Raw genomic sequence first — 15,168 nt, forward strand, 5'->3', positions numbered from 1 at the left:
TCGCTAATATGATAATATGTTAGCAGATGAAAGAATGAAAATCAACGCTTAACTTCAGTTAGGATTTTTTTAGTTCAAATATCCTTCCCCTCATTATGAAAAATTCATGAATAATGTATTAAAGGTACGTAATATCTCAAATTCTTTATGTTTGGCATGCTATAATACAAATCAAATAGAGAACAAGGAGATAAAGATGAAAACACTGCGAACTCTATGTGTCCTGTTGATTCTTTCAGGCGTTATTTTTTTCGGACTTAAAATAGATGCAAAAGATATAGATATTCCTTTTTTGAACAGCCTTAAAAAAGTGGTTTCTGATAGCGATACAGACTCAGCTGCGAACAGCAAAAAGGAGCTGAAGGGAAGCGCAAAACCGCTGGATGTCATCCTTTACAATCAAATGGACGCACCCCGGCTCTATAACGGTTGTGAAGTAACAAGCCTTGCGATGGTGCTGAATTACGCGGGATACGACGTGACAAAAAACACCCTGGCAAATCAGGTTGCCACAGTGCCTTTGACATATAGCAGCGGATTAAAGGGTGATCCGAATGACGGATTTGTCGGGGATATGGCGAATGGCCCTGGTCTCGGTGTCTACCATCGACCGATCTATCAGCTGGCGAAAACCTATGCGGGAGACAAAGTGACTGACCTGACTGGAAAAAGCATTTCTGCTGTTTATGAACAGCTTGAAAAAGGCAATCCAGTTTGGGTTATTACGACAGCCAACTTTACGCCAGTTGACAACATGCAGACATGGAAAACGCCAAACGGAACGATAGAAATTACGTACAGCGAACACAGCGTCGCCGTTACGGGATATGATGATAAATATGTGTATCTCAATGATCCGTATGGCTATAAAAACAGAAAAACCGATAGAACAAGCTTTGAAAAAGCGTGGAAACAAATGGGCAGCCAGGCCGTGGTTATTCAAAAGTAAACACCTGAAAGCCTCACTATGCTCTATCCTGAGCAAATACGACAATATTCATGCTTTTGGTTTCAATCGGTAAGATCCTTCATTTTCCATTTATCATCCAAAATTGTCTTTACTTTCAGGCTGTCTGTTTTTATGATTAAAGCAGATTCAGCCTTGCCCCGATCTATGTGAGAGAAGCCGGTGCAAGTCGCTGACGCTTCTCTTGCAAAAAAGATATCCGGGGAGGATTTATCATTGAAAAAATTCGTGTCTATCCTATTTATGTTCGGTTTGGTTATGGGGTTCAGCCAGTTTCAGCCATCAACCGTTTTTGCAGCAGACAAAGTGGTGCACGAAACAATTATCGTACCAAAAAATACAACATATGACGGGAAAGGACAGCGGTTTGTGGCAGGGAAAGAATTAGGCGACGGAAGCCAGTCAGAAAACCAAGACCCTGTTTTTCGTGTGGAGGATGGAGCAACCCTGAAAAATGTGGTGCTTGGTGCACCTGCCGCTGATGGTGTACACACTTATGGAAACGTTAACATTCAGAATGTGAAATGGGAAGATGTTGGTGAGGATGCGTTAACGGTGAAGAAGGAAGGAAAAGTGACGATCGACGGCGGTTCTGCTCAAAAAGCGTCAGATAAGATATTCCAAATCAATAAAGCCAGTACATTCACAGTGAAAAACTTCACGGCGGACAATGGCGGGAAGTTCATTAGACAGCTTGGCGGTTCAACCTTCCACGTTGATGTGATCATCGACAAGTGCACCATCACAAACATGAAGGAAGCGATATTCCGGACGGACAGCAAAACAAGCACGGTCAGAATGACAAATACACGCTACTCTAATGTCGGTCAAAAATGGATTGGTGTTCAGCATATTTACGAAAACAACAACACTCAATTTTAACCAAAAAAGTCCGCTGATGTTTATTCAGCGGACTTTTTCAATCTTTCTTGCATTTCTTCCTTCGTATAGATGATCCTCATCGGATTTCCGCCGACAAATGCCCCGTCAGGCACATCCTTATGGACAAGCGTTCCGGCGGACACAACTGCGCCATCTCCTATTTTCACCCCGGGCAGAATGGTCGTGTTGGCACCAATCATCACTTCGTCTCCGATCAGAACTTTGCCGATCCGGTATTCGTGAATCAAATACTCATGGGCCAGAATGGTCGTATTGTACCCGATGATTGTATTTGTTCCGACTGAGATCTTTTCCGGAAACATGATATCTGGCATCACCATGAGGGCAAAGGATGTATGTTTTCCAACCTTCATCCGCAGAAATGTACGGTACAGCCAGTTTTTCATCCCTATAAACGGCGTATATCTCGCAATTTGAATGACAATGAAATTTTTGACGACCTTTAAAAAAGGTACCGTTTGATAGACATGCCACAGTGAGTTGGCCCCCGAGACCGGATGACGATCTGTTTTTCTCACAGATTACTTCACTCCAACGATTTGTAATAGATCACTCATTTTCTCAAGCATAAAATCCGGCTCATGCTTCGCCAGCATTTCCGGCCCTTTAATCGTCCATGCGACTCCTGCCGTTTTTGTACCGGCGTTTTTGCCTGCCAGCACATCGTGGTAATTATCTCCGACCATAATGGCTTCCTCGGGCTTGCTTCCTAACTGTTTCAGCGCTAACAGCACAGGCTCGGGATCAGGCTTTGCATTCGTCACATCATCAAGGGTGACAACTGTTTCAAAGAATTCGCCGATTCCCGTGAGCTTGAGGCCCATATTGACAGTATCTCTTAATTTTGTTGTCACAATTCCTAATGTAAAGCCGGCTTTTTTTAATGCATCCAGGGTCTCATATACCGTTTCATATTCAGTCACGAGTGAATCATGCATGTCATGATTGTACGCTCTGTACATGGCGATCATATCATCGCATTTTTCAGGATCCATCGAGGAGAAAGTTTCAAAAAGAGACGGCCCGATAAATGCAAGGACATCTTCTCGTTTATACTTGCTCGGATAATAATGCTCCAGTGTATGCAAAAAGGACGCGATAATTAATTCATTCGTATTAATAAGCGTTCCGTCTAAATCAAACAGAATCGTCGTTACTTGTTTATCACTCATATTGCTTCCTTTCCAACCGCTGAGGGTTTCCATTTTTTCCACGTGTGCGCAATAGCCATTGTCAGCAGAACTGCTGTGGTGACACGAATCAAAAGAAGCGGCCAGACCGGTATGCCGAGCGGAATAAAGACAAGTGTATCTTCTACGACCGCGTGGCAGGCAACGAGAAATATAAATGCCAATGTCATATCCCGCCTGCTCACGCCGTCATCCTCAACAGCTTTGATCATAACACCCGCTCCGTAGGCCAGACCAATCGTCAGTCCCGCCACCATCGTCATAGACGTATTTTTATTCATGCCAAGCAGCTGCGTAAACGGAGACAGCCACCTGGAGAACCGAAGCAGCCAGCCTAAATCTCTTAAAAACTGGATGATGATCATCAGCGGTATGACAATTGCCGCCAGCTGCAAAACACCAAGTCCGGCTTTCGTTAAGGCTTCTGCCAGCATTGCCAGCCAGCTGTCTGGCGCCGCGCTCTTCGCAGCGATAAAACCGTACTGCGCCGTTTCCTGTCCACCATGCCAAATGAGGTTGATGACGATGGCTGACACAGCGGCCAAACCGATGCGCACCGCCAATATAACGCCAATTCTGATACCAACCTTTGCGGCAACTGTCGATTCGATAATCAAGTTATGACAGAATGAAAGCATAACAGCTAAAATAAAGACTTCTTTTACAGACAAATCCAATGTCAAAATCGCGGCAATTCCCGCATACAGATTCAGCATATTTCCCAGTACAAGCGGAATGGCCGCTTCACCAGAAAGCCCGAAGAGACCCATTACCGGTGTGATCAGCCGTACAAGCCAATCCATGACAGGGGTATGCTGAAGCAAAGTGACCAATAGCGTTACCGGGAAAATCACTTTACCGAGCGTCCATGTTGTTTGAAGACCTGCTGCAAGACCGGCCAGAAAGATCTTCTTCATCCCTCATCCCCCTTTGTTGACGTCTACTCCGCGTACCGCTCCTTCGAGTATCCCTTGACGCGTCTGAAGATGATGGCTGCCACAGCCAAAACAATCAATACGATTGAAATCACCTGAGCGATGCGAAGTGAATCAGTCAGCATTAAGCTGTCAGTCCGCATTCCTTCAATAAAGTATCTTCCGATTGAATACCAAATGATATAGATCAAGAACATCTCGCCTCTACGCAAATTCGCTCTGCGCAGCAGCAGTAAAACAATGACGCCGACAAAACTCCATAGTGATTCATATAAAAAAGTAGGATGATAATATTGCCCATTGATGTACATTTGATTGATGATAAATTCAGGCAGGTGCAGGTTTTCTAAAAAGGCTCTGCTGACAGCCTCGCCGTGCGCTTCCTGATTCATGAAGTTCCCCCAGCGGCCGATCGCCTGGCCGAGCAAAATGCTGGGCGCGGCAATATCCGCAAGCTTCCAGAACGAAAGGTTTTTCACTCTCGAAAACACATAACCCGTTAAAATGGCGCCGATTAATCCGCCATGAATGGCAATGCCGCCCTTCCAAATCTTAATGATTTCTCCCGGATGTGCCGCATAATAATCCCATTCAAAGGCAACGTAATAAATTCGTGCGCAAATAATCGCAATTGGAATGGCAAACAGGACAAGATCAATAAACGTATCTTTCTGCAGCCCCCGCTTTTCACTTTCCCTCATCGCAATCCACAGCCCGAGCAAAGCGCCGAGACCGATAATGATTCCGTACCAATGGACGGCTAACGGCCCCAGCTGAAATGCTATCGGATTGAGTGGTTCTATCGCTTCATTCATTTAACGCCAACTCCTATTCTTCTTGTTCACCGTCTTCAATGACGTCCGCCAGCTTGTTGGTAAATTGTTCAGTGGCATTCAGCCCCATCCGCTTCAATCTGAAGTTCATTGCTGCCACTTCGATGATGACTGCAAGATTTCGGCCTGGACGGACGGGAATCGTCAGTTTTGTAATTTCTGTATCAATGATTTTCATGGTCTCTTCCTCAAGTCCGAGCCGGTCGTATTGCTTGCCCTGCTCCCAGAGTTCAAGATTCATGACAATCGTGATTCGTTTATTGCTTCTGACCGCGCCAGCGCCAAATAGCGTCATCACATTGATAATGCCAAGGCCCCTGATCTCAAGAAGGTGCTCAATTAATTCCGGAGCGTTTCCCACAAGAGTATCCTGATCCTCCTGCCGTATTTCAACGCAATCATCGGCAACAAGGCGATGCCCTCTTTTCACAAGCTCCAGCGCTGTTTCGCTTTTTCCGACGCCGCTTTTTCCTGTGATCAGCACGCCGACACCATATATATCGACAAGAACGCCATGAATTGCTGTGGTAGGCGCCAGCCTGCTCTCAAGGAAGTTGGTTAAACGGCTTGACAGTCTTGTCGTTTTTAGCGGCGATCTGAGGACAGGCACCCCATTTTTCTCGGAGGCGTCAATCAGCTCCTGCGGGATGGGCATATCTCTAGAAAGAATAATAGCTGGTGTTACATCAGTGCACAGAGAATCCATTCGCTGTTTTTTCTCCTCTTCAGGAAGCTGTTCAAAGAAAGAAAGCTCTGTTTTTCCGAGAAGCTGCACGCGCTCTCTCGGGTAATATGTAAAATATCCGGCAATTTCAATGCCTGGTCTTGATAGGTCACTCATTGTAATCGGGCGGTTAATTCCTTCTTCTCCGCTGATTAATTCCAAATTGAACTGTTCCATTACGTCTTTTGTGCGAACCTTTGCCACGATATGTTCCTCCTGTTCCGGGCTGCCCCGAGCTTGCTCACAATACTTTCATTTTATCACTTTCGGGCTTGAACCTAAAACAGATTTTATAAAAGGGAGGAAAACACCTCAACTGGTCTAGATCACTAGTCTGAAAAAGAGTAAAATAAAGGTATTCAAATTCCAGAAAGGCGGATCATCTATGGCAGAGAGTCTTCTTATCAAAGACATTGCGATCGTGACAGAAAATGAAGTAATTAAAAACGGCTATGTCGGAATCAATGACGGAAAAATCAGCACAGTTTCAGCAGAACGGCCCAAGGAGCCATATTCAAAAGAGATTCAAGCACCTGCGGATTCCGTTTTGCTTCCCGGCATGATTGACATTCATATCCACGGCGGCTATGGCGCAGATACGATGGATGCAAGCTTTTCCACGCTCGACATCATGTCGTCAAGACTTCCCGAAGAAGGCACGACGAGCTTTTTAGCCACAACGATTACCCAGGAACATGGGAACATTTCTCAAGCTTTGGTGAACGCAAGAGAGTGGAAAGCGGCTGAAGAGTCCTCTTTATTAGGTGCAGAACTGCTCGGCATTCATTTAGAGGGCCCCTTTGTTTCGCCTAAAAGAGCCGGAGCACAGCCAAAGGAGTGGATTAGGCCTTCGGATGTTGCGCTTTTCAAAAAGTGGCAGCAGGAGGCGGGCGGACTGATCAAAATTGTTACACTTGCGCCGGAGGAGGATCAGCATTTTGAACTGATCCGCCATTTGAAAGACGAATCGATTATCGCGTCCATGGGGCACACGGATGCCGATTCCGCATTGCTGTCGGATGCCGCAAAAGCAGGGGCGAGCCATATGACTCATCTGTACAACGCGATGAGCCCGTTTCATCACCGAGAGCCCGGAGTGATCGGAACGGCGCTGGCCCATGATGGGTTTGTGACAGAGCTTATCGCCGATGGCATTCACTCCCATCCTTTAGCTGCAAAGCTTGCTTTTTTGGCGAAAGGCAGCAGCAAGCTCATTTTAATTACCGATTCCATGAGGGCAAAAGGCCTGAAAGACGGCGTATATGAGTTCGGCGGCCAAAGTGTGACGGTAAGAGGACGAACAGCTCTTCTTTCAGACGGAACCCTTGCCGGTTCGATCCTCAAAATGAACGAAGGCGCACGGCATATGCGTGAGTTTACAAATTGCTCTTGGACGGATATAGCTAATATAACTTCTGCAAACGCGGCCAAACAGCTGGGCATCTTTGACCGAAAAGGCAGTGTGACTGTGGGAAAAGATGCAGATTTGGTGATTGTCAGCAGTGATTGCGAGGTGATTCTCACCATTTGCCGCGGAAACATTGCATTTATATCCAAGGAGGCTGACCAGATATGAAAGTAATGGAATGTCAAACATATGAAGAGCTAAGCCAAAAAGCAGCCAGAATAACGGCAGATACAATCAAAGAAAAACCTGATGCCGTTCTCGGGTTAGCGACGGGCGGCACACCGGAAGGCACGTATCGCGAGCTGATCCGCCTGCACCAAACTGAGAATCTCTCATTTCAAAACGTCACTACAGTTAATTTGGATGAGTACGCCGGACTTTCAAGCGATGACCCGAACAGCTATCACTTCTATATGAATGACCGTTTATTTCAGCATATCGATAGCAAGCCTAGCCGGCATTTTATTCCGAATGGAAATGCAGACGATTTGGAAGCCGAATGCAGATGGTATGAACAGCTAGTCGAGTCCCTCGGCGGCACTGACATTCAGGTTCTCGGCATCGGCCGAAACGGACACATCGGCTTTAACGAACCGGGAACGTCTTTCAAGTCGCGAACTCATGTTGTGACATTAAATGAGCAAACCCGCCAAGCGAATGCCAGATATTTTCCTTCTAAAGACAGCGTGCCGAAAAAAGCGCTCACAATGGGAATTCAAACGATACTCTCAAGCAAGCGCATTCTGCTGCTTATTTCTGGAAAAAGCAAAGCGGAAGCTGTTCGTAAGCTGTTAGAAGGAAACATAAGCGAAGATTTTCCCGCATCTGCTTTGCACCTGCATTCCGATGTTACGGTTTTGATTGATCGTGAAGCCGCGTCATTAAGACCTTGAAAGGAACATGCTGACTTATGAATATCAATAAACAATCGCCTATTCCAATTTATTATCAGATTATGGAGCAATTAAAAAAACAAATTAAGAGCGGAGAGCTGCAGCCGGATATGCCTCTTCCTTCGGAGCGCGAATATGCCGAACAATTCGGGATCAGCCGGATGACAGTTCGCCAGGCGCTTTCTAATTTAGTTAATGAAGGCTTGCTCTATCGCCTGAAAGGGCGGGGCACCTTTGTCAGCAAGCCAAAAATGGAACAAGCACTTCAAGGGCTGACAAGCTTTACCGAGGATATGAAAAGCCGCGGGATGACACCGGGCAGCAGGCTCATTGATTATCAGCTTATTGATTCAACTGAGGAGCTCGCGGCTATATTAGGCTGCGGGCACCCCTCCTCTATCCATAAAATCACTCGGGTGCGGCTGGCAAATGATATTCCAATGGCGATTGAGTCCTCACATATTCCGCTTGAGCTTGCGGGTGAATTGAACGAATCGCATTTTCAGTCGTCGATCTATGATCATATTGAAAGGTACAACAGCATACCGATTTCCCGTGCAAAACAGGAGCTTGAGCCAAGCGCTGCCACCACGGAAGAAGCGAACATTCTTGGTATTCAAAAGGGAGCGCCGGTCCTATTAATCAAACGAACAACATATCTGCAGAACGGAACTGCTTTTGAGCATGCAAAATCCGTATACAGAGGCGACCGTTATACATTTGTCCACTATATGGATCGTCTTTCATAAAAAAAGCCTCCAACCCTTTTTAAGGATTGGAGAGATGGCGAAAATCAAACTGGTCTGGTGCCGGACGATATGTTTCTTTTTTCGTCTTGAACTTCCAGATCGGTGATTTCGTTTTGCCGTTAAAACTGTCTTCCACTATAATGTACCAATAATAAACAGACTGCGGTTCAAGATGATCCCAGCGGAATTCAGCTGTATCCCCGCTCTTCACTTGCTCCCGTTTTCCAAGCTCTTCATTGGTATATACGTTACATTCAAAATAATCGGTTTCCACCTTTTTGATTCTTGGCTTCAAATCAAGCGAAAGGGAAAATTCATCCTTGTTGCCATAGGTATCCGTATCATAGTAATTCTTATCCTTTACATACGGAGAATACGTCGATACGTGCACCATGTCATTGGCCTGGTCAAATTGAAGCAAACGCAAATACCCTTGACCGCCTTCTGGCCCGCCCTGATAATCGGCCAGCATTTGATGCACAAGACGATCCGGTTTCCCATCACCATCATCATCCAGCTCATCTGTTTTTCTCATCGCACTATGATAATGCCCGCTCAACACCATCACGACATTCGGGTTCGGCTTTACGATTTCTTTGAATATTTTCTCTCCGATTGGGCTTCTGTTTCCGCTGACCAGCAAATACTCATGAAAAGCTAAAATTGCCATCCGGTCAGGGTGTTTCTTCAACACCTGATTCATCCACGCGATGTCTTCATCCGTAATGCCCCATCCCATGTACAGCATGATATAATCATTGCCGTTGCTAGAAATCAGGTCATAATGTCCGCGGTTATTTTTATAGGAACCGCCATAATGCAATTTTTTATCAAAACGATCGCTGCCAAAATATTTGCCAAACGCCCTGTAGGAGCCGTCCTTATGCCCGACATCGTGGTTGCCGGCCAGCACGCCGTAAGGAATTCCGCTCTTATCCAGAACGGACATTGACCGATCAGCGTTTTTCCACTGTCTGATATCAGCGGAATTATCTACAATATCACCCGTGTGGAACACATATTTGATATTGAGCTGCTTTTGATTATCTTTTATCCATTCGGTCTGTTTATCAAAAATATGCGGATAGCTTTCGGCGTAATACTGTGTATCAGACATCCAGACAAATGTGTACATATCCTTCGCAGGGGGAATTTCATCCTGTACAATCACATTCATTTTCGACTCCCGTACAAAATCGGCGGCAATCACAGACGCTTTCAGCGTAAACGGTTTGTCATCCTTAGCGACGAAGCTGTCAACAGGCTGCCATTCGTTTGTCCGATAATTCCAAGCATACATCGTCACCTTTCTCCCCGGCAAAGAACTGCCCTTCCAGACTGCTTCTGCCAGATCATTCTCATCAATTGATGGATCAACCGTCACTTCAAAGCGATGATAAGGGAAAAGCTCTTTGTTTTCTGTCGATACTGTTTTTCCATCAACAGCTGATACCCGCTCCAATTCTTTATTCGTAAATGGGGTCTCCCTTTCCGGCACAAAGCTTTTCGGCGGTTCAGTCAGTGACGCGTGCTTAAATATTTTCACATGATTGCGCGCTGTATATTGAAATCCCCTATAAAAACCAACATCCATGGCATCATTCGTCGGATCTTTCACCCGTACAGAAAGCTTGGCCTTATGCGTGTCGGCTTCGCTGTCTATAACCTCCGGCTGGTCCGGATGCTCTCGTTCGGTTTTAAATATCCTCTCAATCACTGTTTTATTGCCCGCGAGATCCGTTGCTGTCACTTTTAGAGAATGTTTTCCCGGCAAAAGGTCAGAAGATGACGTATGATATGGGAGTGTAATACTTTCTCCATCTAAAGACGCTTCCGCTTCCTCAATTTTGCTCCATTTATCATACATATCCGCCTGCAGGATAAGGTTTCCTTTATACGTTTGCCCCTCGGTGATATTCGGCTCAATGTGAGGTCCTGAATTATCTACCCGTACAACCAGGCTGACATTTTCCTTGCCGTCGCTTGCTTGTATATGGTGAGCGCCTTCAGAAAGCTTTGATGTATCCCACTCCAGCAGCTGTGATGTAAACAGTCCGTCAGGCAGATTGAACTGGAATTGCCAGCTTTTATTCGAGCGCTGATTATCGCCAATAAAAAGTTCCTTCTCAGGGGACACCCTCTGATCCCTGATCACCGTTCCATCCGATAACACCAATCGGGCGTTTTTGACTAAGAAGTCATCACGGTTTTCAGCCGTATCAAACGGAGACACCTTCGAACCCGATCGTATTGTAATACGCTGCAGCTGCTTCCCTTTCCGAAGCAGTGTCTCTGGCAATGGAACAGAATAGGTGCAGTATTTATTTGTTGTATCATCGAACACCTTCAGCACTTTGCCTTCCATCGTTACCGCGTTTTTAAAATAAAGGTTCGTTTTCCTCGTATCGAATGCAAAATATACTTCTTTTTCCATCGCGGGCTCTGTCACTTGTTTTTTCCCGTCAACCCATAGCTTAATGCGGTCAGCTCGCCCTTCTGTCGTGGCTTTGAGAAACTGAGTTCCCGACAGCGTGTCTCTGTTTTCAATATTCATCCGCAGGCCGTGCGACTTGCTTGTTTGTTTAATATCAATCATTTTGACCGGCGTTCTCGCTTCATTGATCCCGTCCCCGGCCGCCACATAATACTCTAGCTGATCCTTCCCGATCAATTCAGGCGAATACACAATATAATGGTAGAGATTATCGTTGCGGTCTTTTTCAGCAAGAATTCGCTTAAACGGTTTGTTCTCATCCGTCCGGTAGTAAAAGGCCGCTGTTTTCACTAGACTTCGGTCCCGTATGTCAGCCCGCAGCTCAATGCTTTCAGCAGGGCGGACAGGCTTGCGGTCAGTCAAATCCTCAATGACCGGCTTTTCTTTATCGAGCTTGATTTTCCGTTTCTGCTCGGGCACCTGTGCCTGTAATACGGTTCCAGGAGACGGATTCTTTTCCCCGATTGAAATGTTCAGAAGTTCTGCGGTTCCGTTCAGCGGATACTTATAAAGCACTGATGACAGCCGGCGCAGCGCATGTTTCCGATAATGCGCAACCGAAATGTCCTTTCCTGTATTCGTTGATATCACAACGGCCCGCGGCCTCGTATTGGCCATACCCTCTGTCTCGTCTATCACCGCGAGATTTTTTCCTTTTTTTAGTTGTGTCTGATAATAACGATTGAAATCCTCTGACGTCAATTCTGGATGCCCGGCAGGCTTCAGCCAGACGACAAACGTTTCGCCGGATGGTATCAAGATCCTTTCATCAGGCCTCCAAATCAGATCGGAGTCAGGCCCTTCTTTTGGGTAGCGGTAACGGATATGGTAGTCTTTAAAATCAATCGTTCTGTCAGTCGTATTAAAAATCTCAATAAATTCATAACCGTCTGCGCGTCCTATGTTCTTCGTATCAACCGCCAGCTCTGTGATCAGAAGCTCCGGAATATGGGCAAGGTCAGCCTGGTATCCTTCAAGCTTCAGTTTCTTCGTCTCCGACTTCACCCGCTGCTTCCCATTCGACATCACAATGTAATACTCAAGCTCGCTGTTCCAAATCAAACGTTTCGGAATTTGTGCCAAAAACTTGCGGACCGCTCCGGGGGTCGGGTCCATCGGCACCATTTTGTAGCCCAGCTCATTACTTTGTTTATAAAAAAGAAAGGCGGAAAATGCTTGATACGAATTATCGCGAACTTGAGCCTCAATCATTAGATTGTTTCTCATTTCAGCTTTCACATCAATTTGAGGAGGATTTTCAAGCAAGGGTATGTAATGAGGCGTTTGAAATAGTTCCTGCTGTACAACAGGAAAAGCTTTCGATTCATGATGGCCGCCAGACAAAACGGAAAGAAAAGACAGTAATATAGAAGCAATAACCGTGTATTTCCTCATCAAAGCACCTCCCTTTTCATGTATTTTGCGTCTGAACAGGGAAGCTTATGAGTTCATTTTTAAACAATATCCAATCTGACAAAGCATACGACATATACGCGGGACTGCTGACAAAAAGCGAACACTTCACTTCACAATTTTTTAAGGAGGCTGCAGAACATGTAAAAAAGCTGCCTTTGCGGGCAGCTTTTTTTATTTTTTTCTAAGAGGCTCTAAAATGCCTTTTTGAATCAGCAAATGGAAGACCGACAGGATAACGGATGCCCATATCGCTGTGCCGAAGCCGTCGATTTGAAAACTGTCACCCATAATGGACGCGGTCATCATAAGCGTGATGGCGTTAATCACAAACAAGAAGAGTCCAAGCGTCACCATGGTGACCGGCAGTGTAAAGATAATTAAAAGCGGTTTAATCAGCACGTTTAAGATCGATAAAATGAGGCTGGCGATAATCGCTGCCCCAATGCTGCTGATATGGATGGAGTCAATATATCCATCAATGACGATTAATAACAATGCATTGACTAAAATGCTGACTGCCCATTTTACCATGTCATTTCATATCCCTTTCTGACGGGACGATAAAAATCCAAATGATATAAATGAGCAAAACCGGGAAGACACTTGTCATAATGGCTAAGATGACAGTTATGACTCTGAGGAGTGATGCGTCCCAATTGAAATATTCCGCGAGACCTCCGATAACACCGGCGATTTTCTTATTTTTTTCTGAGCGATAAAGCTTATTCATTCGATCACCTCTGTGAGTACTTTAGTTTGATGGCGCCTGTTAGTGATTCTGAGAAGACGGTGATGTTTTGATCATGTGCCTGATTTGAAGTGAACATCATTTCTTTTTGAATGGTATCATTTTTTTCCTTCAGCATCTCAACATCCATTAATTCATGGGACAGCGAACCAAGATTGCTTTTCAGCTCTGCCTTCACTGCGAGATCGTCCGGAATCGCAAGCTCCACACTTCCAGTCGTTGTTTTTGCATAAATGGAGCGGCAGTCCGATTCTGTAACGTTAATCGCAATATTTCCGTTAAAGCTTTGAACGTCAATGGATTCGCTTTTCCCTCGGAGATCGATCAATCCGTTAATGGTTTCCGCTTCTATCGTTCCGCAGCTGTGGCTGGCGAGCTTAATTTGCCCGTTGGCCGTTTCAGCTATGGCTTTTTCGGCTGTTAAGTGCGAGAACGACAACACGCCGTTTGTCGTTTTCGCTGAGAACTCTTTTACATGTAAATGTTCCCCTCTGACCGGACCGTTAAACAGCTTCACTCGAATCTTATCATACTCCTTCTGAGGAATATACAAAGTGACATTCGTTTTCATCGTCTTTTTCTCAGTACGGATAAAAAATTTATTACCTTTGATTTCACATTCAATATGCTGAAGAAATGCGTGTCTCGCCGCATCCTGGCTGTCAGCGCGATATACCTTCGCCTGGCATTCCGCTCTGATATCGTCATCTTCCCAAGGGACGATATTCACGCTGCCATTGGCAATTTGCAGCTCAACACTGGAAAAGTCAGTATCTTTAAATTGAAAAATGTGCTGAACATCATACGCATGGCCAAAGTTTAAATCAAGGTCAACTTCCTTGACCTTTTTCACAGCAGAATCAATCCAGTCAAACAGCTTGGCTCCTAAAGACGGCTTGCCGCTTTCTTTTTTTGCCGTTGTAAATGGCTCTTCCTCGTCATGAACGTGAACTGAGAGCGCTGTGATTTTCTCTTCTTTTTCCTTGTAGTCACTGTCAAGCTTTTCAATCAGTGTCAAAGCTTCTTGTGCTGTAAGCTTTCCTTCCTCAACAAGCTTAAGGATTCGTTCCTTTTCTTGCTTCATTACGATCTCCTCCCCATTGTCTACTTATGCTGCACGCAGGACCTTAATGCCCTGAATCACATTCCAAATGATAATGCCAATGACAACTAAGAAATAAATAACCGCTCCCCCAATGATTACAAATACAGGAAGCAAGCTGTCTCCATCAATCGCAACGGCTCCGCCAAGTAAAGCAATAAAAAGGAACAGCCAGCCGACAAACGGAACAATGTGAGAAATAAGAGAGCGTATCGCATGGCGTTTTGTTTCTTTCTCATTTACAACAAAATAAGCGACAATCGGCACAATGATTGGCGCAATGAACACACTGAAATAACAAAGTGATGCAATAATAGCTTGATTACGGTTCAATTCATTCCACACTCCTATTGTAGATTGTCCATGACAAAAGATCAGGGACGTTTTACTTATTTATACGTTTAAAATCTCTTCAGGTTTCAAATTCATTCTTTAGACATGCTCCGATTTACGGAAATTGGATTTTAAAAAGTTTTAGAAGTAGAATCTTCCGGCTATACCGATTACAATATGTAAAAAGCTTACGGCAACCAAGGAGGCTGGACAAGCAATGGAGAAAGATCCCAGTGACTATACAGTAACACAAGAATCAGTGTTAAAGCTGATTCATGAACAAAAAAGAATGAATCGTGAAATGATCGCCGAGCTTGAGCAGATTCACGGACCCTTCCCGATCTCTCACGATATCCAATATATAAAAGTGCTGCTCGACAGCAGCAACACGCATATTGTTCAAGATTTAATGAGTGTAAGTAAGCAGCTGTATAAGAAGACTTTGTAATTGCGGAAAACATATCATTCATTAT

At 45.0% G+C, this 15,168-nt stretch carries 16 protein-coding genes; 6 read left to right on the forward strand and 10 right to left on the reverse strand.

Going from position 1 to position 15,168, the window contains the following annotated elements:
• The first annotated feature begins 196 nt into the window (after positions 1–196).
• Positions 197–949, forward strand: coding sequence for a C39 family peptidase (locus MHH79_RS17975; protein WP_063334733.1), 753 nt, complete (start codon positions 197–199; stop codon positions 947–949).
• A 234-nt stretch (positions 950–1,183) separates the two neighbouring features.
• Positions 1,184–1,849 (forward strand): pectate/pectin lyase PelC, encoded by a 666-nt coding sequence (pelC, locus tag MHH79_RS17980; protein ID WP_041518072.1) that lies wholly within the window; start codon positions 1,184–1,186, stop codon positions 1,847–1,849.
• A 20-nt stretch (positions 1,850–1,869) separates the two neighbouring features.
• Here the strand turns inward: pelC and hprF are convergent, their stop codons facing one another.
• From hprF to hprK, 5 genes are read right to left on the reverse strand one after another with little or no spacing between them, the layout of a single operon-like run.
• Positions 1,870–2,388, reverse strand: a complete 519-nt coding sequence (gene hprF / locus MHH79_RS17985; protein WP_015384756.1) for a heptaprenylglyceryl phosphate O-acetyltransferase — start codon at positions 2,386–2,388, stop codon at positions 1,870–1,872.
• Between the two features lie 3 nt (positions 2,389–2,391).
• On the reverse strand, positions 2,392–3,042 hold the full coding sequence (gene ppaX / locus MHH79_RS17990; protein WP_015483752.1) for a pyrophosphatase PpaX: 651 nt from the start codon (positions 3,040–3,042) through the stop codon (positions 2,392–2,394).
• The gene (locus MHH79_RS17995; RefSeq protein WP_015483753.1) at positions 3,039–3,977 is read right to left on the reverse strand and encodes a nucleoside recognition domain-containing protein; all 939 of its coding nucleotides are present in this window, start codon (positions 3,975–3,977) and stop codon (positions 3,039–3,041) included. Before MHH79_RS17995 ends, ppaX begins: the two co-directional genes overlap by 4 nt.
• A 23-nt stretch (positions 3,978–4,000) precedes the next feature.
• Positions 4,001–4,810 (reverse strand): prolipoprotein diacylglyceryl transferase, encoded by an 810-nt coding sequence (gene lgt, locus MHH79_RS18000; protein ID WP_003242661.1) that lies wholly within the window; start codon positions 4,808–4,810, stop codon positions 4,001–4,003.
• Positions 4,811–4,823: 13 nt separating this feature from the next.
• Entirely contained in the window at positions 4,824–5,756 is a 933-nt protein-coding gene (hprK, locus tag MHH79_RS18005) for an HPr(Ser) kinase/phosphatase (protein WP_340034782.1), read from the reverse strand.
• 181 nt (positions 5,757–5,937) lie between these two features.
• Between hprK and nagA the strand changes: the two genes are divergently transcribed.
• From nagA to nagR, 3 genes are read left to right on the forward strand one after another with little or no spacing between them, the layout of a single operon-like run.
• Entirely contained in the window at positions 5,938–7,128 is a 1,191-nt protein-coding gene (gene nagA, locus MHH79_RS18010) for an N-acetylglucosamine-6-phosphate deacetylase (protein WP_047183263.1), read from the forward strand.
• Positions 7,125–7,853, forward strand: coding sequence for a glucosamine-6-phosphate deaminase (nagB, locus tag MHH79_RS18015; protein ID WP_340034785.1), 729 nt, complete (start codon positions 7,125–7,127; stop codon positions 7,851–7,853). The genes nagA and nagB overlap by 4 nt, the downstream gene beginning before the upstream one ends.
• A gap of 17 nt (positions 7,854–7,870) precedes the next feature.
• A complete protein-coding gene (gene nagR / locus MHH79_RS18020) occupies positions 7,871–8,602 on the forward strand; it encodes an N-acetylglucosamine utilization transcriptional regulator NagR (protein ID WP_322839818.1) in 732 nt (243 codons plus the stop codon).
• Positions 8,603–8,621: 19 nt separating this feature from the next.
• On the opposite strand, the gene MHH79_RS18025 is transcribed toward nagR, so the two are convergent.
• The 5 genes from MHH79_RS18025 to yvlA all read right to left on the reverse strand — a co-directional run bounded on the left by MHH79_RS18025 (position 8,622) and on the right by yvlA (position 14,695).
• Positions 8,622–12,491 (reverse strand): metallophosphoesterase, encoded by a 3,870-nt coding sequence (locus MHH79_RS18025; RefSeq protein WP_340034786.1) that lies wholly within the window; start codon positions 12,489–12,491, stop codon positions 8,622–8,624.
• 192 nt (positions 12,492–12,683) lie between these two features.
• Positions 12,684–13,043: a phage holin family protein gene (locus tag MHH79_RS18030; RefSeq protein WP_003228066.1), complete on the reverse strand. Its 360-nt coding sequence runs from the start codon at positions 13,041–13,043 to the stop codon at positions 12,684–12,686.
• Position 13,044: 1 nt separating this feature from the next.
• Positions 13,045–13,242, reverse strand: coding sequence for a PspC domain-containing protein (locus tag MHH79_RS18035; protein ID WP_015384763.1), 198 nt, complete (start codon positions 13,240–13,242; stop codon positions 13,045–13,047).
• A 4-nt stretch (positions 13,243–13,246) separates the two neighbouring features.
• Positions 13,247–14,344, reverse strand: coding sequence for a DUF4097 domain-containing protein (locus MHH79_RS18040; RefSeq protein ID WP_014478112.1), 1,098 nt, complete (start codon positions 14,342–14,344; stop codon positions 13,247–13,249).
• Positions 14,345–14,368: 24 nt separating this feature from the next.
• The gene (gene yvlA, locus MHH79_RS18045; RefSeq protein WP_003244375.1) at positions 14,369–14,695 is read right to left on the reverse strand and encodes a protein YvlA; all 327 of its coding nucleotides are present in this window, start codon (positions 14,693–14,695) and stop codon (positions 14,369–14,371) included.
• 217 nt (positions 14,696–14,912) lie between these two features.
• On the opposite strand from yvlA, the gene MHH79_RS18050 reads away from it, so the two are divergent.
• Positions 14,913–15,143, forward strand: coding sequence for a hypothetical protein (locus MHH79_RS18050; RefSeq protein ID WP_003235419.1), 231 nt, complete (start codon positions 14,913–14,915; stop codon positions 15,141–15,143).
• The last annotated feature ends 25 nt before the right edge of the window (positions 15,144–15,168 follow it).

This window comes from Bacillus sp. FSL K6-0993, assembly GCF_037977205.1.
Taxonomy (GTDB): domain Bacteria; phylum Bacillota; class Bacilli; order Bacillales; family Bacillaceae; genus Bacillus; species Bacillus subtilis.

What these genes read in the sequence shown, in the direction of transcription:
- nagR (WP_322839818.1), top strand. Translation starts at nt 7,871, where the DNA reads ATGAATATCAATAAACAATCGCCTATTCCAATTTATTATCAGATTATG.
- nagB (WP_340034785.1), top strand. Translation starts at nt 7,125, where the DNA reads ATGAAAGTAATGGAATGTCAAACATATGAAGAGCTAAGCCAAAAAGCA.
- MHH79_RS18035 (WP_015384763.1), bottom strand. Translation starts at nt 13,242, where the DNA reads ATGAATAAGCTTTATCGCTCAGAAAAAAATAAGAAAATCGCCGGTGTT.
- ppaX (WP_015483752.1), bottom strand. Translation starts at nt 3,042, where the DNA reads ATGAGTGATAAACAAGTAACGACGATTCTGTTTGATTTAGACGGAACG.
- MHH79_RS17975 (WP_063334733.1), top strand. Translation starts at nt 197, where the DNA reads ATGAAAACACTGCGAACTCTATGTGTCCTGTTGATTCTTTCAGGCGTT.
- MHH79_RS18050 (WP_003235419.1), top strand. Translation starts at nt 14,913, where the DNA reads ATGGAGAAAGATCCCAGTGACTATACAGTAACACAAGAATCAGTGTTA.
- MHH79_RS18040 (WP_014478112.1), bottom strand. Translation starts at nt 14,344, where the DNA reads ATGAAGCAAGAAAAGGAACGAATCCTTAAGCTTGTTGAGGAAGGAAAG.
- lgt (WP_003242661.1), bottom strand. Translation starts at nt 4,810, where the DNA reads ATGAATGAAGCGATAGAACCACTCAATCCGATAGCATTTCAGCTGGGG.
- nagA (WP_047183263.1), top strand. Translation starts at nt 5,938, where the DNA reads ATGGCAGAGAGTCTTCTTATCAAAGACATTGCGATCGTGACAGAAAAT.
- MHH79_RS18030 (WP_003228066.1), bottom strand. Translation starts at nt 13,043, where the DNA reads ATGGTAAAATGGGCAGTCAGCATTTTAGTCAATGCATTGTTATTAATC.
- MHH79_RS17995 (WP_015483753.1), bottom strand. Translation starts at nt 3,977, where the DNA reads ATGAAGAAGATCTTTCTGGCCGGTCTTGCAGCAGGTCTTCAAACAACA.
- MHH79_RS18025 (WP_340034786.1), bottom strand. Translation starts at nt 12,491, where the DNA reads ATGAGGAAATACACGGTTATTGCTTCTATATTACTGTCTTTTCTTTCC.